The organism is Kitasatospora sp. NPDC101176 (genome assembly GCF_044768035.1).
Classification (GTDB): domain Bacteria; phylum Actinomycetota; class Actinomycetes; order Streptomycetales; family Streptomycetaceae; genus Kitasatospora.
In genome coordinates, this window is sequence record NZ_JBIWPA010000037.1 from 1 (window position 1) to 26152 (window position 26152).

17 protein-coding genes are annotated in these 26152 nt (G+C 74.6%); 4 read left to right on the forward strand and 13 right to left on the reverse strand.

What is annotated here, in order from left to right; all coding sequences use genetic code 11:
* Positions 1-97: 97 nt before the first annotated feature.
* A complete protein-coding gene (locus tag ACIRS1_RS33355; RefSeq protein WP_360212528.1) occupies positions 98-1474 on the reverse strand; it encodes a transcriptional regulator in 1377 nt (458 codons plus the stop codon).
* A 306-nt stretch (positions 1475-1780) separates the two neighbouring features.
* Here ACIRS1_RS33355 and ACIRS1_RS33360 point away from each other — a divergent pair, with 306 nt between their 5' ends.
* Positions 1781-2491, forward strand: coding sequence for a bifunctional DNA primase/polymerase (locus ACIRS1_RS33360; RefSeq protein ID WP_387900838.1), 711 nt, complete (start codon positions 1781-1783; stop codon positions 2489-2491).
* A gap of 510 nt (positions 2492-3001) precedes the next feature.
* On the opposite strand, the gene ACIRS1_RS33365 is transcribed toward ACIRS1_RS33360, so the two are convergent.
* Positions 3002-3694: a metal-dependent transcriptional regulator gene (locus ACIRS1_RS33365; protein WP_402845903.1), complete on the reverse strand. Its 693-nt coding sequence runs from the start codon at positions 3692-3694 to the stop codon at positions 3002-3004.
* 221 nt (positions 3695-3915) lie between these two features.
* On the opposite strand from ACIRS1_RS33365, the gene ACIRS1_RS33370 reads away from it, so the two are divergent.
* The 3 genes from ACIRS1_RS33370 to ACIRS1_RS33380 all read left to right on the forward strand — a co-directional run bounded on the left by ACIRS1_RS33370 (position 3916) and on the right by ACIRS1_RS33380 (position 6746).
* Positions 3916-4680 (forward strand): sugar isomerase domain-containing protein, encoded by a 765-nt coding sequence (locus ACIRS1_RS33370; RefSeq protein ID WP_402845905.1) that lies wholly within the window; start codon positions 3916-3918, stop codon positions 4678-4680.
* A 198-nt stretch (positions 4681-4878) separates the two neighbouring features.
* The gene (locus ACIRS1_RS33375) at positions 4879-5868 is read left to right on the forward strand and encodes a DUF4231 domain-containing protein (protein ID WP_402845907.1); all 990 of its coding nucleotides are present in this window, start codon (positions 4879-4881) and stop codon (positions 5866-5868) included.
* 23 nt (positions 5869-5891) lie between these two features.
* The gene (locus ACIRS1_RS33380; protein WP_402845988.1) at positions 5892-6746 is read left to right on the forward strand and encodes an alpha/beta fold hydrolase; all 855 of its coding nucleotides are present in this window, start codon (positions 5892-5894) and stop codon (positions 6744-6746) included.
* A 76-nt stretch (positions 6747-6822) separates the two neighbouring features.
* Here ACIRS1_RS33380 and ACIRS1_RS33385 read toward each other — a convergent pair whose 3' ends face one another.
* From ACIRS1_RS33385 to ACIRS1_RS33435, 11 genes are all read right to left on the reverse strand, one after another.
* On the reverse strand, positions 6823-7788 hold the full coding sequence (locus tag ACIRS1_RS33385) for a D-glycerate dehydrogenase (RefSeq protein ID WP_360212536.1): 966 nt from the start codon (positions 7786-7788) through the stop codon (positions 6823-6825).
* A 37-nt stretch (positions 7789-7825) separates the two neighbouring features.
* Positions 7826-11848 (reverse strand): FxSxx-COOH system tetratricopeptide repeat protein, encoded by a 4023-nt coding sequence (gene fxsT, locus ACIRS1_RS33390; protein ID WP_402845909.1) that lies wholly within the window; start codon positions 11846-11848, stop codon positions 7826-7828.
* Positions 11845-13206 carry a TIR-like protein FxsC gene (locus ACIRS1_RS33395; RefSeq protein WP_360212538.1) on the reverse strand — a complete coding sequence of 454 codons (1362 nt, stop codon included), beginning with the start codon at positions 13204-13206 and terminating at the stop codon, positions 11845-11847. The genes fxsT (ACIRS1_RS33390) and ACIRS1_RS33395 overlap by 4 nt, the downstream gene beginning before the upstream one ends.
* A 162-nt stretch (positions 13207-13368) precedes the next feature.
* Complete coding sequence (locus tag ACIRS1_RS33400) at positions 13369-14133, reverse strand: hypothetical protein (RefSeq protein WP_402845911.1); 765 nt, start codon at positions 14131-14133, stop codon at positions 13369-13371.
* Between the two features lie 187 nt (positions 14134-14320).
* The gene (locus ACIRS1_RS33405) at positions 14321-15259 is read right to left on the reverse strand and encodes an aminoglycoside N(3)-acetyltransferase (RefSeq protein ID WP_402845912.1); all 939 of its coding nucleotides are present in this window, start codon (positions 15257-15259) and stop codon (positions 14321-14323) included.
* Positions 15184-17568 (reverse strand): FxsB family cyclophane-forming radical SAM/SPASM peptide maturase, encoded by a 2385-nt coding sequence (locus tag ACIRS1_RS33410; RefSeq protein WP_402845914.1) that lies wholly within the window; start codon positions 17566-17568, stop codon positions 15184-15186. Before ACIRS1_RS33410 ends, ACIRS1_RS33405 begins: the two co-directional genes overlap by 76 nt.
* Positions 17569-17623: 55 nt before the next feature.
* Positions 17624-17809, reverse strand: coding sequence for an FxSxx-COOH cyclophane-containing RiPP peptide (gene fxsA / locus ACIRS1_RS33415; protein ID WP_360212546.1), 186 nt, complete (start codon positions 17807-17809; stop codon positions 17624-17626).
* A 391-nt stretch (positions 17810-18200) separates the two neighbouring features.
* On the reverse strand, positions 18201-19265 hold the full coding sequence (locus tag ACIRS1_RS33420) for an aKG-HExxH-type peptide beta-hydroxylase (protein WP_402845917.1): 1065 nt from the start codon (positions 19263-19265) through the stop codon (positions 18201-18203).
* A gap of 41 nt (positions 19266-19306) precedes the next feature.
* The gene (locus ACIRS1_RS33425; RefSeq protein WP_402845919.1) at positions 19307-20572 is read right to left on the reverse strand and encodes an FxsB family cyclophane-forming radical SAM/SPASM peptide maturase; all 1266 of its coding nucleotides are present in this window, start codon (positions 20570-20572) and stop codon (positions 19307-19309) included.
* A gap of 96 nt (positions 20573-20668) precedes the next feature.
* Positions 20669-24682, reverse strand: a complete 4014-nt coding sequence (fxsT, locus tag ACIRS1_RS33430) for an FxSxx-COOH system tetratricopeptide repeat protein (RefSeq protein ID WP_402845921.1) — start codon at positions 24680-24682, stop codon at positions 20669-20671.
* A complete protein-coding gene (locus ACIRS1_RS33435) occupies positions 24672-26084 on the reverse strand; it encodes a TIR-like protein FxsC (protein WP_402845923.1) in 1413 nt (470 codons plus the stop codon). The genes fxsT (ACIRS1_RS33430) and ACIRS1_RS33435 overlap by 11 nt, the downstream gene beginning before the upstream one ends.
* Positions 26085-26152: the final 68 nt, after the last annotated feature.

Below are 26152 nucleotides of genomic sequence, written 5' to 3' on the forward strand. Positions count from 1 at the left end.
CCCCTCAAACGCGCCCAACACCGCAACTGGCCACCACCACAACCAGCAACAGTCACGATCAGCCAGCGAGACACGAATTAAGTCACCGGCATTGCCCCTAGGCGGCCTCCGCGTCCGCCCGGGCGTGGAACTCACGGACCACCCGCTGCTCCCGGTACGGCTCCAGGCGGCGCCGGAACTCGTCCAGGTACTCCACGCCGCGGTTGGACCGCAGCCCGCTCAGCAGCCGGACCGCCTGTGCCCCCGTCTCGCAGGCCCGCTCGAGGTCCCGCTGCTGCAGCTGCGCGGTGGCGAGCAGCACGAGGTCGACCGCGCGGCGGCGGACCCGGGTCGGCGGGTGCAGGTCGAGCGCCCGGCGGGCGTAGTGCTCGGCCTGCCCCGCCTGTTCCAGGTCGCGGTGGCAGTGGGCCAGTTCGTCCGCCAGGTAGGCGTCGTCGAAGTGGACGATCCAGTCCGGGTCGTCCTCCGGGCGGCGCTTCTCCATCATCTCCAGCGCCTTGGCCGCGACCGCCTCGCAGGAGCGGGCGTCCCCGAGCAGGGCGTGGCCGCGGGCCTCGGCGGCGTAGAACATGGCCATCGCCGTCGGGGTGGCCACCGTGCGGGCGCCCTCCTGGGCGGCGCGGGCGAGCTGGGCGATCTCCCGCGGGTTGCCGAGGGTGGCCGCCAGGTGGCTCATGGAGGCCGCCAGCACGTAGCCGCCGTAGCCGCGGTCGTCGGCCGCCTGGGCGAGGCGCAGCGCCTGGATGTAGTACCGCTGGGCCAGCCCGGGCTGCCCGGTGTCCACCGCCATGTAGCCGGCCAGTTCCGTCAACCTGGCCACGGCGGCGAAGAGTTGGCGCCCGGTCTCCTCCCGGTAGGCGCCGCCGAGCAGGCTGGAGACCACCGAGTTGAGGTAGTGCACCACGACCGGGCGGACGTGACCGCTGCCGAAGCGGTGGTCCAGGTCGACCAGCATGGTGGTGGTGGCCTTGATCGCGGCCACGTCGGTCGGGCCCACCCGGGGGCCGCCGGTACGGGCCACCACCGGGTCGGGCGGGGTGATCAGCCAGTCGCGGCTGGGCTCCACCAGGGCGGAGGCCGCGACCGTCGCCCCGGTCAGGAAGTCCCGCCGGCCGACGTCGCTGCGCCACAGCTCGCAGACCTGTTCCAGCGCGGCGTTCAGGGTCGGCGCGAACTGCAGCCCGATGCCGGAGCTGAGGTTCTTGCCGTCCGCCATGCCGATCTCCTCGACCGACACGCTGCGGCCGAGCTTGCGGCCGAGCGCCTCGGCGATCACGGCCGGCGCCTGCCCGCGCGGCTGCTGCCCGCGCAGCCAGCGGGCGACGGAGGTCTTGTCGTAGCGCAGGTCCAGGCCGTGTTCGGCGCCGCAGAGGTTGACCCTGCGGGCGAGGCCCGCGTTGGAGCAGCTGGCCTCCTGGATCAGTTGCTGCAGACGCTCGTTGGGCTGTCGTGCGACGAGTGGTCTCGCGGCCATTGGGCTTCGCCTCCCCACACCCTCCGGTCCCGGCCGGCGGGCGACGCTTCTGCTGATCTGTTGCCGACTGTCCGACCGTCCAAGGAATCTGACACAAGGTTAGCGATCAGCAACGCCAGCGGGATACCCACGGTGACGAACCGCACCCCCCACGCGCCCTGGGAAATGCTCCCGTGCGCCCCCACTGCGCCCACCCCCGCCCGCCCCAACTCGGTCGGGTAACCGGATCGGGTGACATTGCCGGGATGCGCCCAACCGGCTGGCACCGGGCCGTAACCAGCCTCACACACGGTAGTTGAGCAGCGCGTGGAAGACATCCCCGACTCCCCCGACCAGGGCAAGAACGCCGGACTGCCCCCGCTGCTCATCGAAGCCGTCGGCTACGCCGAGACCCGCCACTGGGAGGTGGCCCCGGGTGCCTGGCTGATCGACGGCGACGGGCCCGCCCGCTGCTCCTGCGGCGACCCGCGCTGCCCGCTGCCGGGGGCCCACCCGCTGGACGCGGACTGGGCCCGCAAGGCGAGCGCGGGGCCCGGCGCGGTGCGGCGCTGGTGGACCGAGCGGCCGCAGGCCTCGATCCTGCTGCCCACCGGCCGGTCCTTCGACGTCCTGGACGTCCCGGAGACGGCCGGGTGCCTGGCACTGGCGCGGATGGAGCGGATGGACCTGCAGCTGGGCCCGGTGGCGGTGCTGCCCGCCGCGCCCGGCCGGATCGGTCGGCGGCTGCACTTCCTGGTGCTGCCCGGGGTCGCGGCCAAGCTGCCGGAGATGCTCCGCAAGCTCGGCTGGCCGCCCGGGCGGCTGGACCTGGTCGCCCGCGGCGAGGGGGACTGGACGGTCGCCCCGCCGTCCCGGATCGGGGGCACCGGCTACGCGCAGTGGGCCCGCTCGCCCTCGGCGCTCAACCGCTGGCTGCCGGACGCCGCCGAGCTGATCAGCCCGCTCGCCTACGCCTGCGGGCGCGAGGCGCCGGCCGCCGCCCGGCCCCAGCCCGCCCAGCCGGCCGCGGTGCGCTGAGCCGGTTCGGAGCCCCGGTGCACCGGGCCGCCGCGCCGGTCTGGCGTGGCGGCGGTACGCCGGACGGACGCGGCGGTCCACCGCCCGCGGAACGGCGGCCCTACGCCTATCGGGTGAGGGCGCGCGACGCGCGACACCCCGCGCGCGACTGACGGGCCCCGTCTCCCACCGGAGACGGGGCCCGTCACACGCAGGGGCGGATAAGGCCTCGGTCTACCCGCTGGTCAACGGCGAAAGCCCCTCGGACGAGTGACAACGCTCAAGGATTGCCATGATCGGCCGAGGGGAGGATTTGCGGTGCGAGGGGACGCCGGAGGGAGCGCTCGGACGGGGAAGCCGGGCGGGGCGGTGGAGGGGACGGGAGGGAGCGGAGGGGACGGGAGGGACGGGGAGGGCGAGAGGGCCCGCTGCACGGGGAGCAGCGGGCCCTCTCGTTGTGCCCGGCGCCGTTCGGTGCGCTCCGGCCGACGCCTCCGGCCGGGTGACCGGCGGGCGTCCCGGGGGGGCGCCTCAGGCCTGGGCGACGAACACGTGCTGGGCGATGTCCTTGCCGATCTCGGCCGCGTTCTCGCCGGTGCCGACGAGCACCCCGCCGACGCCGGCGCTGACCTGCACGGTGGAGCCCGGCCGGACCCCGGCCCGGCGCAGCGTGCGCATCAGCTCGCCGTCCGTCTGGATCGGCTCGCCGATCCGGCGGACCACGACGCTGGCGCCCTCGTCGCCCGGGCGGACGGTGTCCAGCGGGACGAGCGCCGCGTCGAAGCCCTCGCCCTCGGCCTTGGCGTCGCCCAGCTCGTCGAGGCCCGGGATCGGGTTGCCGTACGGGGACTGGGTCGGGTGGCCGAGCATCGCGAGCACCTTGCGCTCGACCGTCTCGCTCATCACGTGCTCCCAGCGGCAGGCCTCCTCGTGCACCTGCTCCCACTCCAGGCCGATCACGTCGACGAGCAGGCACTCGGCGATCCGGTGCTTGCGCATCACGCGCACGGCGAGCCGGCGGCCGTCCTCGGTGAGTTCGAGGTGGCGGTCCCCGGCGACCTGGAGCAGCCCGTCCCGCTCCATCCGGCCGACCGTCTGGCTGACCGTCGGGCCGCTCTGCTCCAGTCGCTCGGCGATCCGGGCACGCATCGGGACGATGCCCTCTTCCTCCAGTTCCAGGATGGTGCGAAGGTACATCTCAGTGGTGTCGATCAGCCCAGACATCGCCGCTGGCTCCGTTCTTCGGTGTCCTCACCGCCAATTCTGACCTACCGGACCGACAACCGGGCCCGCACGGGGGTTCCGGTGAGCGGTTTTCGTTCCTGTTGACAGCGGTGCCGCCGGGGCGCCACGGTGCTCGCCGTAGCTTTCTCCACTGGCGGTGCGGACCACTCCGGCCGCCCCACCCGGCCGGCTCACCCACCGGCAGAGAGCGGAGGCAACAGATGAACGACCTGGTCGGCCGGTACTTCGACGCCGCGATCGCCCACCTCCAGCGGGTCCGCGAGGAGGAGGCCGAGGGCATCGAGGCCGCCGCGGAGCTGCTCGCCGAGGCGATCGCCGAGGGCCGCCGGGTGTTCACCTTCGGTGCCGGGCACTCCGCGCTGGCCGCCCAGGACGTGGTGTACCGGGCCGGCGGGCTGGTCCCGGTGAACCTGCTGAACGTCCCGGGGATGGCCGGGGTGACGGTGATGCCCGCGCCGCTGTCCAGCGCGCTGGAGCGGGTCTCCGGGCTGGCCACCACCACGCTGGACCTGACCCCGGCCAGCGGCGGCGACCTGCTGTTCGTGATCTCGTTGTCCGGCCGCCAGGTGATGCCGGTCGAGCTGGCCCGGTACGCCCGGGAGCGCGGCCTCAAGGTGGTCGGGGTGACCTCGCTCGCCTACCCGGGCGAGGTGCCCTCGGCGCACCCGTCCGGCAGCTACCTCAAGGACCACTGCGACGTGGTGCTGGACAACAAGATCGCGGTCGGCGACGGCGAGCTGACCCACCCGGCCGCGGAGACCACCTTCGGCCCGGTCTCCACCATCGTGACCAGCGCGCTGATGCAGGCCGTGGTCGCCTCCGCGGTCGGCCGGCTGGCCGACGCGGCGGCCGCCGGCACCGCCGCCGCCCCGCCGCTGTTCCGGTCCGGGAACGTCCCGGGCGGCACCGAGTGGAACGCCAAGCAGATGGCCGACAACGCCGACCGGATCCTCTACACCTACTGACCGCCGGCCGTACACCTACCGACCGCCACCGGCACCCCCCGCGACACGGAGTGTCCGTCCGGCCACCGGACGCACCCGGCCCGGACAACCACCGGGGCTTCCCGGCCATTGCGGGCCGCCCCGGACCGGGCCAGGCGTACCGGGAAGCCGCCCGGGGCAGGACAGCGGTGCGACCGGAGCGACGGGTGGGGGCCGAGCATGGCGTCTGGGGCGGAACGGGCGGGGCGGGTGCGCGAGCGGGAGCTGCTGCCGGAGTTCTTCTGGACCGCCGACGCGGCCTCGCTGCGCGGCCAGCGCCGCTCGGTGCTGCTCTCGGCCTGGGAGCTGCTCCTGCTGGTCGCCGCCGCCGCGACCGGGTCGGCCGACGGCGCCCCGTGGGCCTGGCCGGCGGCCGTCGCCTACCTGGGGGCGATCGTCCTCGCGGTGGTGATCAGCCGGCAGAACCCGCAGGGCCTCTGGTACGAGGGCCGGGCCGCCGCCGAGTCGGTCAAGACGCTGGCCTGGAAGTTCGCCGTCCGGGCGGACGCCTTCCAGCCGCCGCCGCGCAGCCTGCCGGACGCCGAGGGCCTCTACCGCTTCCAGCTCGACCGGGTGCTGGGCGCCTTCCGGGGCGGCCCGGTGGCCGTCGCGACGGCGGAGCGGCCCCCGGATCCCGCCGACGCCCCGGATCCCGCCGACCCCGCCGATCCCGCCGGACCGGCCGGCATCACGGCGGCGATGCGCGGGCTGCGCGAGCAGCCGCTGGCGGTGCGCCGCGAGGTGTACCTGCGGGAACGGATCCAGGTCCAACACGACTGGTACCGCGCCAAGGCCCGGTACTGCGCGCGGGCGGGCGACGTGGCCGGGGTGCTGGGCGTGGTGCTCCCGGCGCTCGGGCTGGTGCTCGCGGTGCTGCGGGCGCTCGGCGCGTTCGGCTACGACGCGCTGGGCACGGTCTCGGCGGTGGCCGCCTCGGTGACCGCGTGGGCCCAGCTGCGCCAGTACCGCCCGCTCGCCGCCGCCTACGGGCTGGCCGCCGACGAGCTGGACCTGATCCGGCGCCAACTGGCCGCGCTGGACGTGGCCTCGGACGACGCCGAGGAGCTCTGGGCCAGGCTGGCCCGGGACGCCGAGGACGCGGTGTCCCGCGAGCACACCACCTGGCAGGCCCGCCGGGAGATCCGCACCACCACCGACCGGGACCACTGAGGAGGCCGCAGGTGTCGTTACGGATGGTCAAGGCGGCGGACGGCCGCGCGCTCGCCGTGGAGTCGCTGGGCGACCCCCGCGGGCGTCCGGTCTTCCTGCTGCACGGCATGCCCGGCAGCCGGGTCGGGCCGCACCCGCGCAGCACCGTGCTGTACCGGCTGGGCGTCCGGCTGATCTCCTACGACCGGCCCGGCTACGGCGACTCCACCCGGCTGTTCGGCCGCCGGGTGAGCGCCGCGGCGGCCGACGTGCGGACCATCGCGGACGACCTGGGCCTGGACGGCTTCGCGGTGCTCGGCCGCTCCGGTGGCGGACCCCACGCGCTGGCCTGCGCGGCGCTGCTGCCGGAGCGGGTCAGCCGGGTGGCGGTGCTGGTCGGGCTGGCCCCGCACAACGCGGCCGGCCTGGACTGGTACGCGGGGATGACCCCGTCCAACGTGCACGCCTACCAGGAGGCCGAGCGCGGGCACGGCCGGATCGCCGACGCGATGGAGTTCCGCTCCCGCCAGATCAAGGACGACCCGGTGCGGCTGCTGAACGGCCTGCGGCCCGAACTGTCGCCCGCCGACCGGGAGGTGGTGGCCGACAGCGGGCTGCGGCGGATGCTGCAGAGCAACTACCGGGAGGCGTTCCGGCACGGCGCCGACGGCTGGATCGACGACGTGCTGGCCTTCACCGCCGACTGGGGGTTCAAGGTCGAGGACGTCGCGGTGCCGGCCTGGCTGTGGCACGGCGCCGACGACCAGTTCTCGCCGGTCGAGCACTCCCGCTGGCTGGCCGACCACATCCCGGGCGCCGAGCTCTTCCTGGAGCCCGGCGCCGCGCACTTCGGGGCGTTCCGGGTGCTCACCACCGCCCTGGCCTGGGCGGCCGGCTGATCCCCGACCCGGTCGGGGCCGCACCCGCCGGGGACCGTGCCCGCCAGGGGGCCGTGCCCGCCGGGCCGGGCACCCGTCAGGCCGGCACCGGGGTGACCGGCGCTCCCCCGCCGAGGACGGCGAGCACGTTGTCCACCGCCAGGCCGCCCATCGCCTGCCGGGTGCGGACCGTGGCGCTGCCCAGGTGGGGTGCGAGCACCGCGCGCTCCTGGGCGAGCAGCGCGGACGGGACGGCCGGCTCGTGCTCGAAGTTGTCCACGGCCGCGGCGAACAGCGCCCCGGACTCCAGCGCGGCGGCGAGCGCCTCCTCGTCCACCACCCCGGCGGTCATGCTGACCACCACGGCGCCGCGCGGCAGCAGGGCGAGCCGGCGGGCGTCCAGGAGGTGCCGGGTGGCGGCGCTGAGCGGGGCGGTGACGACCAGCACGGTGGAGGCGGCGAGCAGCTCCTCGAGCGGCAGCCAGGCGGCGCCGTCGGCCTGCTCGGGCGGGAGTTCGCGGCGGTTGTGGTAGCTGACGGGCATGTCGAAGGCGCGGGCCCGGCGGGCCACCGCCTGCCCGATCCGGCCCATGCCGAGCACGCCGAGCGGGGTGCCGGCCAGTTCCATGCCGAGCAGGAAGTTCGGCGCCCAGGTCCAGGGGCTGCCGGAGCGCAGCAGGCGCTCGCCCTCGCCGAGCCTGCGGGTGGCGGCCAGCAGCAGCGCCCAGGCCATGTCGGCGGTGGCGGTGGTGAGCACCCCGGGGGTGTGGGAGACCAGGACGCCGCGTTCGGCGCAGGCGGCCAGGTCGATGTTGTGGTACCCCACCGCGTGGTTGGCCACGATGGCGAGGGACGGCCCGGCGGCGTCCAGGAACTCGCCGTCCACCCGGTCGTCGAGGGTGGTGAGCACGGCCCGCCGGCCGCGGACGGCGGCCAGCAGCCCGGCCCGGTCCATCGCCTCGTCGGAGTCGTGGCAGGTGACGGCGTGGTGCGCGGTGAGCCGTTCGATCACCCCGGGCGCGAGGCGGCGGGTGACCAGGACCGGGGGCGGGAGCTGCTCCATGGGTCGGCAGCGTACCCGGCCCCCGGTGCCGGGCCGGTCACACCGGCTGCGGTTCCAGGTCGCGGTTGATCCGCTTCCAGCCCCGGGCGGACACCGTGTTGGGGTGTTCCTCGCCGAACTGCCGGATCAGTTCGGCGATCGCGCGGGCCCGCAGTTCGGCCGCCTGGGTGTGCCGGTTGGCCGCGCGCAGGGTGATCGCCAGGTTGGCCTCGCAGGCGACGGCGTCCGGGTGCCGGGGCGTGTAGCGGTCGCAGAGGCCCTGGTAGGCGGCCCGGCCGAGCTCCTCGGCGAGGCCGATCTGGCCGTCGTCGCCGTAGGCGTTCGCCAGGTTGATCATCGCGTTGAGGGTGTACGGGTGCTCCGGCCCGACCGAGTCGGTCAGGCCCCGGACGGTGGCCAGGCCGCGCTCGATGGCGCCCTGGATGTCGCCGCTGCCGCGCAGGTAGATGCCCAGGTTGTTGGCGCAGGCCAGGGTGAACGGGTGCTCGTCGCCGAACAGCCGCCGGTGGCCCTCGAACACGGTGGCGCAGAGGTCCCGGGCGGCCTCCTTGTCGCCGGAGGCGCTGTGGTCGGCGGCCAGGTTGAGCGCGCAGGCGAGCGCGTCGGGCGCGTCGGCCCCGTAGCGCTCCAGGTAGCGCTCGTAGGTCTCCTTGGTGATCCGGCGGGCCTCGGCGAGCTGGCCCATCCGGCGCAGCGAGACGGCCAGCGACTTGGCGTTGCGCAGGCTCTCGGGCAGGCCCGGGTCCAGCCCGTCGCCGAAGTCCGCGGTGACCTCCTGCAGCAGGTCCGCGGAGCCGCGGTAGTCGCCGAGTTCGCGCAGGTCCCGGGCCAGGGCGGACTTGGTGATCAGCGTGTAGGGGTGCTTGGGGCCCAGGACGGCGGTGCGCCGGTCGAGGGTCTCCTGGTCGAGTTCGCGGGCGGCCTCGCTCTCGCCGACCAGCCGGTAGTCGATGGCCAGGTTGTTCGCCATCGACAGGGTGCGCGGGTTGTCGTCGCCGAACAGCTCGCGGAACTGGTCGAGGATCTCCCGGTCGAGGTCGAGCGCGGCCTGGAACCGGCCGAGCGCGCGGCGGTCGGCGCCGAGCGAGCCCGCGGTCATCAGGGTGTAGGGGTGGTGCTCGCCGAGCAGCACCCGCTGGCGTTCCAGGGTGGCCTCGTCCAGGGCCAGCGCCTCCGCGTAACTGCCCTGGGAACGCAGCACGTTGGCGAGCTGGAAGCGCAGCAGCAGGGTCTGCCGGTCGTCCTCGCCGAGCTTGCGGGTCCACTCGTCGTCGAGCGCGTGGCCGAGGTCGCGGGCACGGTCGAGCTCGCCGCGCTTCCAGAGGTAGCGGACGCGGTCGATGAGCAGCTGGCGGGTGTCGGCCTCGTCGCAGTTGTGCGCCTTGGACGGCGACAGGTGCGGCCAGATCTCGTCGAAGGCTGGCCAGTTGGCGGGGTCGTCGGTGTCGCCGAGGACGGGCCGGGCGCCGGTGAGGATGCGGTGCACCTCGTGGACGGCGACCTCCTGCTCCTCGTCGGTCATCTCGGCGCGGATCACCGCCTGGACGAGCCGGTGCACCTGGAAGCTGTTGCTGCCAGCGTCGACCTTGGCCAGCGCGTACCGGCCGATCGCCTGGATCACCTTGCCCAGCATGAACTTGTCGCTGAGGTCGGCGTCGTACTTCACCAGCGCCCGGATCATCTGGTCGCTGTAGAAGAGGTTCATCGAGATCGGCTCGGGCGCGAAGAACGCGCAGAGCTGGAGCAGCCGCACGGCGGCCGGGGACTGCTGGCGCAGCCGTCCGATCGACACGTTCCAGGTGGCGCCGACCGGCGTCGGGTAGTCGGCGGGCCGGGCCACAGCCAGCGCGCGGGCGGCCTCGGCGTGCAGCTGGGCGACGTAGGTCTCCACCGGGGTGCCGGTGGTGTCCAGCCAGGCGGCCGCGACCTCGACGGCGAGCGGCAGGTCGCCGACGGCCTCGGCGACCCGGTCGGCGTCCGGGCGGGACAGTCCGCGGGCCCGCCGGCACAGGTGCTCGACGCTCTCGCCGCGGGTGAAGACGTCCACCTCCAGGGCCTCGGCGTGCCCGGTCCAGGCCTGGTTGCGGGAGGTGACCAGGATGTGGCCGGAGCCGCCGGGGAAGAAGCGGCGGATCTCGGACGGCTCGTCGGCGTTGTCGAAGATCAGCAGCCAGCGCTGGGTCGGGACGCCGCGCCGCAGCGCCTCCCGGGCGGCCTCGGCGGCCTCGGTCACCGAGTCGCCGACCCGCAGGCCCAGCCGGCGGGCCAGGTCGGCCAGCGCGGGGGCGACGAGTTCGGTCTGCTCGGCGTCGATCCACCACACCAGGTCGTAGTCGGACATGAAGCGGTGCGCGTACTCCAGCGCGACCTGGGTCTTGCCGACGCCGCCCAGCCCGTACAGGGTCTGCGGGGTGGGCAGCACGGCCGCCATGCCGCCGCGCAGCTGGTTGCGCAGCTGTTCCAGGACGGCGGCGCGGCCGGTGAAGGAGGGGTTGCGCGGCGGCACGTCCCACACCGCGGGCTTGCTGCCGGGGAAGCGCGGACCGCCGCCATTGGACTCGGTCAGCGCGACGTCGCCGCGGCCGAGCGCGCGCAGCAGGGTCTGCACGGACTGCGCCTCGTCGCGGCCCACCAGGTCGACCGGGTTGCGGTTGCTGAACGGCGCGGTCAGCCGGACGTCGCCGACCCGGACCGGGACGAGCTGGCGGCGGGTGCCGGACGGGTCGGAGCTGACCACGGACTCCCAGAGCGCCCGGGCCTGCGGGGAGCGCTGGTAGGCGGGCGAGAGCACGGCGACCGTGCGGTAGGCGGCGTCGATGCCGCGCTCGGTCTCCTCCCGCGGGTCGGTGCCGGCGCTCAGGTCGCGCGGCAGCACCCGGAAGCCGGCCCGGGTGAGCACGGACTCGATCCAGTCCGCCCACATCCGGTCCTCGGGCACGTAGGAGAGGTAGAGGTCGGCGGGCACGGACGGGCGGCGGCGGGTGAACGCGTCCACGTAGCGCAGCCGCAGCTCCTCGTCGAGCGAGGGCAGCGAGTTGACCCGGCCCTCGGTGATCATCGAGGTGAGCCGCTCGCAGGCGGCCAGCATCGAGGTGGGGGTGCCGGTCTGGTCGCCGAAGGTGGCGAGGATCTCCTCGTAGGCGTAGAACGGCCGGTACGGGATCTCCACCGAGCCCCAGTACTGCGCGAGTTCCTCGCCGTTCAGGCCGACCGGCAGGCCGTCGAAGCGGACCCTGGCGAGCGCCCGGCCGGCGTCGGCCTTCTCCTTCTCGCCCTCGTCGATGCGCATCGGGACGGGCAGGATGCGGATGCCGCGCTCGCGGTAGCGGTCGTGGATGTGCTGGGCGATCCGCGAGGCGCCGTCGATGGACTGGTCGCTCAGGGTGAAGCAGACCACCAGGTCGTCGGGCATCTGCACGGTGCAGATCTCGGCGATGTCGGACAGGCCGGTGCGGGAGTCGATCAGCACGTAGTCGTAGCGCTTGCTCATGTCGGCCTTGAGCGCGTCGAAGAACTGCCCGCCGTCGAAGCGGTCGTAGAAGATGTCCCAGTCCAGGTGGGTGACGGCCTCGGAGTAGTCCCGGTTGAACTGGCCCGCGGAGAGGAAGTCCAGGCTGCCTCCGGCCGGGAACAGCGGCCAGGACAACGACAGCGCGTGCGGGTGCACCCGGGCGAAGTCCAGGTGCCAGCCCTCGGCGTGCTCGACCGGGCGCAGCGCCTCCTCCCGGTACTCGGCGATCAGGTCCATCATCCCGGTGGTGCCCGCGAGCGAGGCCGGGTCGAGGAAGGGGTGGAAGAACTTGGCCAGGCCCGGCGCCTCCAGGTCCCAGTCGACGGTGAGCACCCGGAAGCCGTTCGCCGCCAGGATCCAGGCGGTGTTGGCGAGCGCCATGGTGCGGCCGGTGCCGCCCTTGTACGAGTAGAAGGTGATGATCCGGCCGTTGCGGTCCTGCTCCCCGCCGTGGCGCAGGGCCTCGCGTTGCGCGGACTCGCGCTGCGCGGCCAGTTCGGCGGCGGTGAGGCCGCCGACGCGGAGGTTCCTGGTGCGGTTCTCGCTCATCTGAATCCTCCCACGGGCGCCATCCCGTCATCGGGGTCATCGCCGTCGTCACGGTCAGGGTGGTCGTCGTGGCCGTAGCGGTCCGGGTGGCCGGCGGGCCCCGCGCCCGGACCGCGCCGGAACGCGTCCCGCAGGCTGGGCCGGGGCGGCGCCGGGTCCTCCGGTTCGGCGCGGGTGCGCCCCTCGAAGGCGTACTTGGCCTTCATGGCGGCCCGGGGCAGTGCGTCGTCGAAGTCCTCCAGGGTGTTGAGCCCGGTCGGGCCGGTGACGCCGAGGAAGCTGGGGCGGCTCGCCCGCCGGGTGATGCGCAGCGTCTGGTCGCTCAGGTCGCCGAGTTCGCCGCCGCGTTCCTCGCACTCGGGGTCCTCGGTGTTCCACGGCTCCAGGACGCTCACCCAGGTGGCGTCGGAGCGGTCGAAGCGGCGGACGAGCTCGCGGCGGTCCGGGTCGCACAGCGCCCAGCGGTCCAGCAGCAGGAGGCCGGGTGCGGCGGCGTCGCCGCCGATGATCGACTCGACCTCCTCGTCGAACTCGTGCACGGTCGGCTGGAACCCCAACTGCCGCGCCAGCCGCACCGCGTGCTGCGCGATCGGCGACCCGGCCGGCCGGTACGGGTGCCAGTCGGTGCGCCGGGCGCCGTAGAAGTCGGGGTTGCGGTCGGCCGGCAGCTCGCCCTGGTGGTAGGCGAGCACCGAGATCCGCAACTGCTTCGTCGGCGCGGTGACGTTGAACGCGCTGGGCAGCCCGTTGAAGTCGAGGCGCCGCCCGACCGGGATCACCGTCTCCTCGGCCACCTGCACGATCCGCGCGGCCAGCCGGTGCACGGCCAGTTCGTAGGCGGAGCGGAAGTAGCTGAGCTTCATCAGCGCGTACAGGCCCTCGGTGGCGTAGTCCGGCCCGAAACTCGCGTGGTTGAACTGCAGTTCACCGGCCACCCCGGGCAGCCGGTAGCGGCTCATCGGCGCCCAGAGCACCGGCACGATGCCACTGGTGCGCTCCGAGTCCATCGTCGCCGGGTACACCGGGCGGCGGGTGAAGGCGTGCCACTCCTGGCCGCACGGGACGCTGTTGAAGTACCGCGGCGAGTACAGCGGCACGAAGACCCGGCAGGTCGCCAGCTCGTCGGCCAGCCGCTCGGCCCACAACTCGCCCTGGTGCATGGACTCGTCCATGAACCCGACGGGCACCCCGGCCGGCACCGTGGTCAGCTGCAGGACCGCCTCGCAGAGGTCCCGGTACAGCTGGCGCACCCAGTGGTTCGGGTCGCCGGCCCCGCGGGCGCCGGCCTTCGGGGTGTGCGCGTAGGAGAGGAAGAAGTACGGCCGGGCGTCGTCCTCGTCCCAGCCACGGTCGTTCACACGCGCCTCCCCCGGGCCCGTCGGCAACCTGGTTCCCGCAGCCCCCGTGCGCGGGGCTTCAGTGTAGGAACGACTGACGCCCCAGGGGAATAGCACAACGACTCGCACGAATTGACATGACCGAAACGATGGCGGTCCGACGTGCGGTCGACCGCGGTCGCGCTAGGACTTCTTGATCGTCGACAAGTCGATGATCTGGTCGGCGGGCGGCATCGTGACGGTGACGGGCGCGTCGTAGTCGGAGAAGTCCATCGTCACGCCGTCCGTGGCCCCCTCCAGGCGCATCGACTCGACCCGGACAGGTCGCGCCGGGCCCTCCACGGCGACGTACCCCCGGTAGCTGCCGCCGTCCTGCGAGCCCGAGAAGATCGCCACCGTCTTCTGCCCGTTCACCGTCTGGGCGCCGTCCGAGTTGACCAGCTTGTACCAGTCGCCGTCGCCGAACACCGGGGTGCCCTTCAGGTCGCAGAAGGCCCCGACGACGGACAGGTCGTCGCCCGCCTTGGCCCGGATCCACCGGCCCTTGCCCAGCTCCGCCCCGGCGGCGCCGGTCAGCTTGGCGAGCAGTGCGGCGTCCTCCTTGACCAGGGTCTGCCCCGCGGTCCGCAGGATCTCGGCCTTGCCGTCCGCCCCGAAGTCGAAGGTCCCCGCGCAGTCGCCGTTGGCCGCGGCCGACGCCGTGAAGGCGACCTTCTGGCCCCCTTCCACCGAACTCCCGGTGATCTTCACCGACTTCGCCTGAGCGAACTCCTTGTGCGCCTTCTCCAGGATCGTCCCGCCGGTCGCCGACTCCAGCCGCTCCGCGCTCGCGCTCGCGCTCGGACTGGCGCTCGCCGCACTCCCCGCCGTGTCGCCTCCCCCGCACGCGGCGACCGCACCCAGCGCGACCACGACGACACCCGCAACAGCAACCCGCTTGACGCTCACGCCGAACCCTTCGTGGAGTGACCAACCCCGCGGATCCTACGTCCCGGGCCCGCCGGGCCCGCGGGCGGGGCCCGGTCCGACGACATGGACATGCCCGACGACCGCGGGCGCGCAGGAAGTCGGCCGGACCGACTTCCTGCGCACGGGCGCACGGCCGCACGGGGGCAGGCCCGGACGGGCGTGCCGCCTAGCGGTGCCGGCGGAGGAGGTGTTCGGCGAGGTCGACGGCCTCGCGGACCGGGACGAGGCGGCAGTCGGCACCGCCGATGCGGCCGGTGGTGACCTGCCGGGCCTCCGCGAGGAAACGTTCACCCAGGGAGCCGAAGTGGAGGTCGTCCAGGTCGGGGGCCTTGAAGGTGATCCAGCCGTCCGGGCCAGCGCAGTGGTACTCCCGCAGCGGGACGTCGGGCATCCGCTGGTCGGCGAGGTGGAAGGCGGTGAAGCGGGACATCGGGACGCCGAGCATCAGCACCCGCGCGTCGAGGTCGTAGAGGCGCCCGAGGGGGGACGCGGGGCCCAGGTGGGAGGTGAGGGGGTGGTCGTGGGTGATCTCGCGGGCGTGCCGCCCGAGGGCGGCCCAGGAGGTCTGCGGGTGGCTGCTGCGCAGCGCGCCCGGGCGGGTGCGGACGGTCTCGGAGAGGGCCCCCATGGTCGTCGAGCAGGGCGTGGCGTCGGGGTCGAAGGGCGGCATCCGGGCCTGGTAGGCGGTCACCTCGGCCGGGGAGAGCCCGGCGGTGGCGGCCTTGTGGATCCGCGAGGTGGCGGAGTTCTCGGGCGTGGCGGTGTAGGCGACCAGGGTGCCCCGGTCGCCGAGCACGTCGAGCAGGGCGTCCACCACGGTGTCGGCGCCGCCGTCCACCGGGCCGAGGGCCCGCAGGGAGGCCTGGACGTGCAGCACCGTGCCCGGGCGGACGCCGAGCCGGACGAGGTCGTGGACGAGTTTCCGGCGGGAGAGCGCGGCGGCGACGCTGCCGGCGCGGGATTCGGTCAGGATGACGGTTCCCCGGGGTTGGGCCCCGGGTGAGGGTGTCCCGAGGCGGGCTGGTGTGGTCAGGTGGCGGCGCGTTCCCGCCGGGCGCGGTCGGCGGCCCGTTCGGCGGCGGCGGGCAGCGGCACGGCGAGCCACGGGGTGACGGTCTCGCGCATGCCGTCGGCGAACCGCGAGCCGGCCGCGGTCAGCGATCCGGAGCCGGCCAGCCGCTCGACGGCTTCGGCGGTGTACCGCCGCCAGAGCGCGAACTCGCGCCGCGCCCGGTCCGCGGCCTCGCCCGGCAGACCGTCGTACGCGAGTGCGCGGGTTCCCCAGTACTCGGTGACGGCCAGGTGGGCGTAGGTGCCTTGGAAGAGCCCTTCGAGCGGCCGGGGGTCGGGCCGCCAGGGGGCGAGGTAGAGCGTAGCGTCGCCGCGGTCGAACAGGTCCAGCACGTCGAGGACGGCGCCGAGTTTCACGTGCTGGAACTCGTGGGCGAGCAGCAGGGCGAGGGTGGGTGCGGTGGCGGGCCGGGCGATGGCGACGGCACCGAAGGCCTGGCGGGCGGCCGAGCTGACGTCCCGTCCGGCCGGCCCGGGGCGCAGCGGGGTGACGGTGCCGAGGCCGGCCCGGACGCCGTCCGCGTAGCCGGGCAGGTCCCGGCCGAGCAGCTCCCAGGCCTCGCGCAACGCGCCCGTCCAGTCGAGCAGTTCGGCGTCGGTGAGGCGGCCGGACACGGGGTGGTCGTGGCTGTCCCGCAGCGGGTCGACGTCCTCCAGCCGGACGGTCCACCCCCCGGCGAGCCGGACGCTCCGCAGCGGTTCGTCCAGCACCGTGCGCACCGTGCCGTCGGCCGCCCGCACGGTGAGGCCCTCGGCCGTGCCCGTGACGACCGCCTCCCCGGCGGGCAGCGCGATCCGTCCGAGGGTCGGCAGGTGCAGCCACCCGTCGCGCACCGGTACGGCGACGGAGTCCCCGCGGCCGGCCCGCACGGCGGCGGCCGCGGCGAGGGCGGCGAGCGGTCCGAGGTCGGTGCCGAGGTCCCCGGCGAGCCGGCGGGCGGCCCAGGCGCGGGCGTACGGGTGGGCGAGGACGGCGTCGACGGCGGCCGGGGCGGCCGTGTCGAGGGCGGCGAGCAGGGACCACGCCTCGCCCCGGGACTGCCCGGAGGCGTCCCAGGCGGCGGCCAGCATGGCCCGGGTGAGGGCGAGTTGGGAGCGGGTGAGGGCGCGCACGGTGTCCGCGCCGCCGTACCCCCGGGCGAGTTCGTCGAGTTGCGGCGGGGTGAGCGCGGTCGGCAGCACGGGTTCGCCGCTCTGCGCCGGCACCGCCGCCGGAGCGCCGTGGGCCGAGATGCCGTTGATCAGGGTCATGAGGTCCCCGCAGTAGACGGAGGGATGGTCGAAGCCGCCCCCCTCATCGTCGCTCCGGTAGCGGTGGGCGTACAGACCGCCTCCGCAGGAGCGCACGACGGGGCAGGCGCGGCACTGTGCGGCGAGCCCGGCGAGGCCGGACTGGCGGGCGGCGATGCCGGGGTGCCGGGCGAGGTCGTCGAGGCTGTGCTCGAAGACGTTGAGGCCGGTGGCGGGCGCGCCGTCGTAGGCGGTCTTCAGGCTGTCGGCCTGCTCGAAGGTCCCGTCCGTCTCCAGGACGGCCAGGTCGGAGGGTTCCAGCCCGAGGGACTCGGTGAGGCTGGAGAGGCCGCGCCGGGTGCGGTGGACGGATTCGAAGGTGCGCACGGCGAAGGGCCGGCCGCCGGTTTCCCACAGCCTGTGGACGGCGAGCAGCCAGTCGGCGTACGGGGTCCCCCCCAGGGCGGCGGGACGTTTCGGCGGCTCGTCCCAGGTCGCGTGCGGGAGCAGGAAGTCGACCGCGGGGGGTTCCAGTGCGGCCAGCGCGCCGTACACGGCGACCGGGTCGTTCTCCACGTCGACGGTGCACAGCAGCCCGGCGTAGAGGTGCCGGTAGGCGGGTTCGCGCAGCAGCGCGACGGCCCGCAGGACCTGCGGGTGGCTGCTGCGCCCGTCGGCGAAGCGCCGGTGGCGGTCGTTGGCGGCCTTGTCGCCGTCCAGGGAGATGCCGACCTTGACGCCCGTCTCGGCGAACAGGTCGCAGAAGGCACGGCTGAGCAGCACGCCGTTGGTGTGGATGCGGGCGTCGAGGACGCAGCCGGGCGGGAGCGCCGAGCGGAGCGTCGTGACGGCACGGCGGAGCCGTTCCGGGCCGGCGAGCAGGGGCTCTCCCCCGTGCAGGACGACCCGGACGACGGGCAGCCGGTGGGTGGCCGCGTGCTCGCCGATGCGTTCGGCGGCCTTGGCCAGGATCTCGTCACCGACGACCTTGGGTCGGCTGCGCCAGCTGCTGTCGGCGTGCTCGTAGACGTAGCAGTGGTCGCATGCGAGGTCGCACCGGCTGTGCATCTTGATCACGAATTGCGTGAGGGGCAGCGGAATTCGCGTCGTCATGGATCTGGTTCGGTCGAAGCTCGGTCTGGGATCCCGTTCGAGTCTACGGAGCAGGTCAGATCGACGAGTTGAAGGCCGCGACCGGTACGAGACCGGAGTCCGCGCCGGGGAGCGCGCGGCGCAGCTGGTCGGCGATCTCCTCCGCGCCCAGTGCGGCCAGATCAGCGAGGGAGAGGCGCTCCGGGGCTTCCTGAGGGTCAGTCAGGTTGCCGGCCGGCAGGGTGCTGGTTACCGCTGTCATATTCGTTTCCTTATGCACGGTTAGGCACGGCCGAGGGTGGGAAGAGAAACCACCCAAGATTGAGTGGCACCACGATAAGGCTCCGGCGCACCCGAAGACGGCGCATCGAGGTCTCAACTTCGCTTCCCCTGCCGCTCCGCGCCCTGCGGGAGCCTCCACAACCCCAAAAATTCACCCGTTCAGCGGTCGCGCGCTTCGCCCTGGCGCGCGCCGAAGCGCGTCCGCCAGGCCGGCCCGCCACCCCGCACCGCCGCCGCGGGGCGACCGGCGCACGCCCCGGGCGGGCGGCCACCACCCACGGCCACCACCGCGGCCGCGAAGCCCGCCGCCGACGCCGCTGCCGCCCCGCCCGGACCCGGCGCCCCGCCTGGGCCCGCCGCCCCGCCCGGGCTCAGCCGGCGACCCCCAGGGCACCAGCCGCCCGTGCCAGCTCGGCCGTGAACTCCGTCCCGTCGGGCGTCAGTTCACCACTCCCCAGGAGCGTACCCGCGGCCGCGACGGTGTGCTCCCGCCAGCAGTCGAACTCCCGCCGTGCCCGGGCCCGGTCGCCCTCCCCCGAGCCCGCCTCGGCGCACCAGAAGTCCGCGACCCCCAAGTGGGCGTACGTCCCCTGCAGCAGCGCGCCGACCGGGCGCAGGTCGGGCCGCCAGGGGGCGTGGTAGACGGCCGCGCCGTTGGGCAGGTGCAGCGGCACCAGGTCGAGCAGGGCGCCGAGTTGGACGTGCAGGAACTCGTGCACCAGGGCCAGCGCCAGCAGCACCGGATCGCCCGGCAGCGAGGCCGCCACCCCGCCGTAGGCCCGCCGGGCGGCGGCACTGACCGCCACCCCGCCCGGGGCCGGGCGCAACGGCACGATCACCCCCACGCAGGCCGCGACGGCCCGCGCGTACCCGGGGTGCCGGCGCACCAGGATCCGCCAGGCCCGTTCCAACTGATCCTCCCAGAGGCCGAGTTCCGCCGCTCCGAGCGGACCGGCCGGCGGCCGCCCGTAGTCCACCCGGCGCGGCCCGGCGTGGTCGATCACCGGGCTCCAGCGCAGCCCGTCGCACTCCAGCGCGAGCGCGGCGCCCGGCCCGGCCCGGAGGAACGCGGCCAGCCCGTCCAGCGGAACGCGTTCCCCGGCGGCGAGGCCGCGCAGGCAGTCCGCCGCCCAGGCGTCCAACTCGGGCCGCAGCAGCACCTCCTCCCACCGCGCCCGGTCGGCCCGCTGCAGCTCCCGCACCTCGCCGTACGCCGCGCGGTAGCCCTCGTCGTCCGGAGCGGCCCGCCGCAGCGCCAGCAGCAGCAGCGCCCGCTTGCTCAACTGCCCGGCACGCAGCGGTCGGACGGCCTCCGCTCCGCCGCGGGCGGCCGCGATCGCCCGGAACGTCGCCCGGTCCAGCCCGTGGCGGGGCAGCCCGTCCGCCCCGCGCGCGCCCGGCACTCCGGCCGCCACCGCCTCGTCCGTACCCGCCACCGGTCGTCCTTCCGCTAGGTCTGCTGGGTCCGCTGGGCCCGCTAGGTCCGCTGGGCCCGTCGGGCCCTCGCCCCGGCCGCTCCGGCCAGGTCCGCCCGCAGTCTCCCCGCGATGTGGCGGATCAGCCGATCCAGGTCCGCGCAGTACACGGACGGGTGAGTGAAGCCCCCGCCGGCGCCCCCTGCCGCACCCCCTCCGACGCCCACTGCCGCACCGCCCGCGCCGCCGCCACCGCCCGCACCGCCGCCGCCCCCGGCCGCGTACCGGTGCGCGTAGAGCCCCCCGCCGCAGACCCGGGCCAGCGGGCAGCCGGCGCAGACCGGGCCGAGCCCGGCGAGCCCCCGCTGACGGGCCCGGAACGCCGGGTGCGCCGCCGCCTCGGTGAAGCCGTGCCGCCGGACGTCCAGGCCCGTCCCGGCGGCCCCGTCGAAGGCCACCTTGAGGCTGTCCGCCTGCTCGATCGTGCCGTCCGCCTCGACCACGACGAGGTCGACCGGCGCCAGCCCGACCGCCTCGCTGGCCGCCCGGCCGCCGAGCAGCAGCACGGCCAGTTCCTCGAACAGCCGCACGCCGGTCTCCCGCCGGGGGGCGCCGTACCAGCGGTCGAAGGCCGCGATCAGCCACTCCCCGTAGGGCGCCGGCTCCGTGCCGGAGGGCGGCGCGGAGGGCGGCTCCCGCCGCACCCCGGACGGCTGGGCGGCCCAGGTCGCGTGCGGCAGCAGCAGGTCGAGCCGGGGCGGCGCGAACTCCAGCAGCGCCTCGTAGGTGGCCACCGGGTCGGCCCGCAGGTCGACGACGCAGAGCAGTCCGGCGAACAGCTCCCGGTGCTCGGCCGAGCCGAGCAGCCGCACCGCCTCGGCCGTGCGGTCCCAGCTGCCCCGGCCGGAGGGCAGCAGCCGGTGCCGGTCGTGGTCGGCCCGGGTGCCGTCGAGCGACACCCCGACCGCGACCCGGTACCGGTGCAGCACGTCGAGCAGCGCGGGCTCGTCCAGCAGCCGCAGCCCGTTGGTCTGCAGGCTGAACCGGATCCGCGGCACGGCCGCGGCCAACTCGCCCAGCAGGGCGTCCAGGTGGCCCGCGCCGACGAGCAGCGGCTCGCCGCCGTGCAGCACCACGGCGACCTCGTCGAGCCCGTGCTCGGCCGCGTGCTCGGCGATCCGCCGGGCGGTCCGGCGGACCGTCGGCAGCGCCATCCGCCGCGGCCGGTCGCGCCAACCCTGGTCCGCGGCCTCGTACATGTAGCAGTAGTCGCAGGCCAGGTTGCACCGGCTGTGGATCTTCAGCAGGAACTGCCGGAACGGCACCATGCGGGTGAGCCTAGGTCCTCTCCCCCGGATTCGCCGGATCCGGCGGGGATCCGCACGAGGAGGCCCGGCGCCGGGCCCCCGGCACCGGACCGGCCGTCACACGTGCGGGGGTTCGACGTCGGAGTCGAGCCGGTGCCCGGCCTTCACCGCCACCGTCGTCGGGTGCTCCTCCCCGAGGGTCACCCGGGCCCGGCGGATGCAGTCCGCGCGCAGCTCGGCGGCCCGTTCGGTCAGCCCGACCGCGGCCAGGGACAACGAGAGGTTGGAGTTGATCCCGATGGAGTCGTAGTGGTCGGGGCCGAGGGTCGCCGTCATCAGCGGCGCCGCCTCCTGCTCCACGGCGAGGGCCGCCTCGGTCTCCCCGGCCAGGGCGAGGTCGTTGGCGTGGTTCATCATCGCGATCGGGATGTAGAGGTGGTGGTCGCCGAGGACGGTGCGGAACTGTGCCAGGGTCCGCCCGGACAGCTCGCGGGCCTCGGTGGCGCGGCCGGCCAGCCGCAGGTAGACCGAGAGGTTGTTGGCGCCGGCGAGCGTCACCGGGTGGTTCTCGCCCAGGTAGTCGCGGTAGCGGGCGAGAGCCCGTTCGGCGAGCGGGATGGCCCGGTCGGTGTCGCCGAGGGCGTTGAGGTCGCTGGCCAGGTTGGTGGCGGCGGCGAGGGTGTCGGGGTGTTCGGCGCCGTTGATGTCCAGGTAGCGCTGGTAGATGTCCTCGTCGATCTCCAGGGCCTCGTTGTAGCGGCCGGCCCGGCGCAGTGCCACCGCGAGGTTCTTGCGGGCGCGAAGGGTGTCGGTGTGGGCGTCGCCGATGGTCTGCTGGTAGATCCGGACGGTCTCCTCCAGCAGGTCCAGCGCCTCCCGGAGCCGACCGGTCTCGCGCAGGTCGCGGGCGTAGTTGCTGGCCGAGGAGAGGGCGTAGAGGCTGTGCGCGCCGAGGGCGTCGCGCTGCTGGAGGTAGTTGCTGCGGTGGCGTTCGAGGGCGGCCCGGCGGTCGCCGGCCAGGTAGTCGGAGACGGCCAGGTTGTTGGTGATCATCAGGGTGCGCGGGTGGTCCGGGCCGAGGGTGCGCCGGGCGGCGTCCAGGGTGCGCCGGTCCAGCGCCCGGGCCTCGTCGTAGCGGCCGAGGAAGCGCAGGTCGGCGCCGAGGCTGTTGGCGACGGCGAGGGTGTGCGAGTGCTCGGGGCCGAGGGTGGCGGTGAACCGCTCCAGGATGTCGCGGTCCATCTCGTACGCCTCCTGGAGGGCGCCCTGGGAGCGGCGGATGTTGCTCAGCTGGGTCCGCAGCATGAGGGTCTGGGCGTCGTTGTCGGCGTCGAAGCCGGGGCCGCCGTAGCCGTCCCGGCGCCAGTGCTCGAGGGTGCGTTCGGCGAGCTCCCGGCCGGACTCGTGCAGGCTGCGCTTCCACTGGTAGCGGACCGAGTCGATGATCCACTGCCGGACGTCCTCGTCGGCGCTGTCGACGGCGCCGGACGGCCAGAGGTGGGGCAGGAGTTCGGCGTACTCGGACCAGTTGGCGGGGACGTCCGGGTCGCCGGGGTTGGCGGTGGCCAGCGCGGCGTGCACGACGGCGCGCAGTTCGGCCCGGCGCTCCTCCTCGACCTGGTCCCGGAGCACCGCCTGGACCAGCCGGTGCACGGTGATGGTCTCGCTGCCCTGGTCGGTGCGGGCGAGCCCGAACCGGTTGATGGCGCGCAGGAACTCGCCGATCGCGAGCTTGTCGCGGGGCGCGCGCGGGGGCAGCCGCAGGGCCCGGGTGACGGCCCGGCTGTAGAGCAGCCGCATCGGGATGGCGTCGGGCCCGAAGAAGGCGCAGATCTCCAGGATCTGGGCGGCCGGGGCGTTCATCCGGCGCAGTTCCTCGACCGAGATGCGCCAGGTCGCGGCGGCGGAGTGCGGGTAGTCGGCGGTGCGCAGCCGGGTGCGTTCGAGCATCTCGGTGAGCTCTTCGTCGAGCAGTTCCAGGTAGGTGGCGATCGGCATCGACGTCTCCTGGAGCCAGACCGCGGCCTGGCCGACGGCGAGCGGCAGGTCGCCGAGCCGCTGCGCGACCTGGTCGGCGTCCTCCGGGGAGAGGCCGCCGTTGAAGCGGCGCAGCAGCCGGACGCTCTCCTCGCGGAGGAAGACGTCGACCTCGACGAGACCGGCGTGCCGGGCCCAGCCCTGGTTGCGGGAGGTGATCAGCACGTGCCTGCCGGAGGAACCGGCCGGCTGCCAGGGCGCGAGCTCCTCCGGGGTGCCGGCGTTGTCGAAGACGAGCAGCCAGCGCCGGTAGGGGTGGCCGCGGCGCAGCGCGTCGAGTACCGCCGCCGCGGTGTGGGCGACGTCGTCGCTGCTCGGCACGCCGAGCCGGGGGGCGAGTTCGGCGAGCTTCTGCGGGATGTTGGCGGGCTCCTCGGCGGGCACCCACCAGACCACGTCGTAGGCGGCCTTGAAGCGGTGCGCGTACTCCGCGGCGATCTGCGACTTTCCGGCGCCGCCGAAGCCGTAGAGGACCTGGCTGAGCACCGCGGCGGGGCCGCCGGTGAAGCGGTTGCGGAGGAGTTCGAGCAGCTTGCCGCGGCCGATGAAGGAGGCGTTGCGCGAAGGCGCCTCCTGGACCTGCGGGGCGGTCCCGGGGAAGCGGGCGGGGGCGGCGAACTCACCGCTGTCGGAGTCGCCCTGGCGGGTGCCGCCGGGGGGCGGGCCGAGCTCGCCGTAGAGCTGGGACTCGGCGGCCACGGCCGAGGAGCGGACCAGGTCGGGCGCGGCCTGGCCGACGAACGGGCGGGGCACCGGCTCGTCCGAGTCCTGCAGCCGCAGGGCGACCAGTGCCGGTGAGCCGGAGGCGAGTTCGCGTCCGTTCAGCAGCTGCCAGACCTCGGTGGCGCGGGCGAGCGCGGTGTACTCGGGCGAGAGCAGGGCGAGCAGCCTGCCCTGGCCGTCGAGCGGCCCGGTGACCTCCGGCGGCCGGTTTCCGGTGTACGGATCGGCCGCGTTGTGCAGCGAGGCCTGGTAGCCGAAGCGGGTGAGGGTGCCGGCCGCCCACTCGGCCCACATCCGGTCCTCGGGCGCGTAGCTGACGAACACCTGGCGGGGCACCGCGCGGGCGGAGCGCAGGTAGGCGCCGTAGAGCCGGCGGCGGGTCTCGGAGGTGAGCGGTCGCAGGGTGCGGACCCGCCCGTCGGTGATCCACCCGGCCAGCCGTTCGAAGGCGTTGAGCAGGCTGCGTGCCTCCTGCGGGCGGTCGGCGACGGTGGCGGGCACCTCCTCGTAGGCGTAGAAGGGCTTGTACGGCACCTCGACGTCGGCCCAGTAGCCGGCCCGCCGGTCGGCGCTCAGCCAGCGGCCGAGGTAGGGCGCGAAGGACTCCCGGGCGTAGTCGCGGCCGGCCTCCAGGCGCTCCTGCTCGGCGTCCTCGACCCGCATCGGCACCGGCAGGACCCGGATGGCCCGTTCCTCGGCCTCGGCGATGGCGCGGGCGGCGTCGACGCCGCCGCGGATGTTCTGGGCGCTGAAGGTGAAGCAGTCGACGACGGTGTCGGGCATCAGGACGGTGCAGATGCCGGAGGTGTCGCTGACGCCGGTGCGGCTGTCGATGAGCACGTAGTCGTAGCCGCGCGCCCAGCGTTCGCGCAGTTCGCGCAGGAACTCGCCGCCGCGGATGTCCCGGCCGTGGTAGAAGCTGCGCCAGTTGAAGCTGGTGACGGCGGCGGCGTAGGCGGCGTTCTGCCGGCCTGCGGGCAGGAAGTCGAGCCGCCCGCCCGGGGGCAGGTCGAGGGCGAGGCCGCAGATGTAGCCGTCCAGCCGGCCGGGTTCGTCCAGCCAGGCCGCCGGGGGCAGGCCGGTCGGTCCGAGGGCGGAGGGCAGGGCCTGCCGGACGTAGGAGCGCAGCAGGTCGATCAGGCCCTCGGTGGAGTGCAGTTCGGGGTCGACCAGCAGCGGGTGGTAGTAGCGGTGGAGGCCGGGCGCCTCCAGGTCCCAGTCGACGACCAGCACCCGCAGGCCCCGGCTGGCGAGGATCCAGCCGACGTTGGCCAGGGCCATGGTCCGGCCGGTGCCGCCCTTGAAGGAGTAGAACGTGACGACCGATCCCGGTCCGCCGCGCTCCCGCTCTGCACCGGGCTCAGTGATCATCGTCCTGGTCTCCCCTCAGCGGCTCCGCCTCGTCCTGGCTGCGGCGCGGTCTGGGCACGTCGTCCCGGCCCGGGAGCGGGTCGGGTCGGGCGATCGGGTCGTGGCGCGGGCCCCGCGGGGCGGGCGGGGCGGACAGCCCGGGCATCGCCGGGCCGCTCCCGCCGTCGGGGCCGAGGCCGAACGCGGCTCCGCCGCCATCGTCCTCCCAATCGAAGTTGTCGTCCATGAGCTTGTTCTGGGCGACCGTCACCATGATGGTGAGGTCGGTGTCGAAACTCTCCCGGTTCACTTTGACCCGGAACAAGTGCTCCGGGTCGCTCCGGCGCAGCCAGTTGCGGCGGAACACGCCGCGCACGCCGGCCCACAGCGCGTCGTGCTCCGGCCCGTCGCCCGGGTCGCCGCTGCCGTCGGGGACCATCACGCCGGTGACCGGGTGGTTGTGGTCGTCGTACTCGCGCAGCGCGGAGCGGTAGCGGTCGGCGGCGGCCACCCACGGGTCCACCAGCAGGACGCTGACCTGGCTGTCCTCACGGGCCTGGTCGAGCTTCTCGCCGAGGCCGGCGCCGATCTCCTCCAGGGTGGTGGTGTGCCCGGCCGCGGTGATCACCTGCTGGGCGCGCGCGGCCAGGGAGGGCCGGACGGGCGGGTGGTAGGGCGCCCAGTGCCAGGGCTTGGCCCCGTACCAGCCGCCGGCATAGGAGCCGCCCGCGGCGGCGGCGTCGGAGGCCTGGCCGGCGGCGATGAAGAGCCGGACCATCCCGGGGCTGGGCGCCGGCTCGATGGGGGCGGGCCCGGGGAAGTAGCCGCGCACGGCGCCGAGGTCGAAGTCGGCGAGTTCGGTGAGCCGCCGCGCGGCCGCGGCCCGGACGCGTTCGGCGACCACCCGGACGACCTGGAGGTAGGCGTCGCCCTGCGGCCCGGTGCGCAGCAGGGCGCGCAGCCCGTAGCGGGCGTAGGCCTCGCCCATGTCCGGCTGGGCCCACTGGATCTTGGTGACCTCCTCGGCCAGCTCCCCGGGCGCGACGGGCTCCCAGAGCACCGGGACGAGGGCCGGGATCAGCTCGCCGTGCTCCTCCTGGTGGCGCCGGACCCTGCCGCGGAAGGCGGTCCACTCCTTGCCGCAGTAGAGGCTGGCGAAGTAGGCGGGGGAGTAGAGCGCGACCATGGTCCGGCTGCGGCCGAGCATCCGGGCCAGCTGCTGGGCCCACTCGTCGCCGAGGCGCAGCTGTTCGGTGTCGCGGTAGGCGATCTCGTCGGCCCGGGCGGCCGACTCGATCCGGCCGAGTTCGTCCCTCAGGTCGTTGAAGAACTGGTCGACGAAGGCGTCCTCGGCCTCGTAGTCGCGACGCGCGTAGCTGAAGAAGAAGTAGGGCTTCCGCTGGTCCTGCTGATGCTCCGACACCTTTTCCCCCCGGGCCCGACGGTGCCTCGACGGCGCTGGTTTGATACCCAGCATGTCGTGAACTCCAC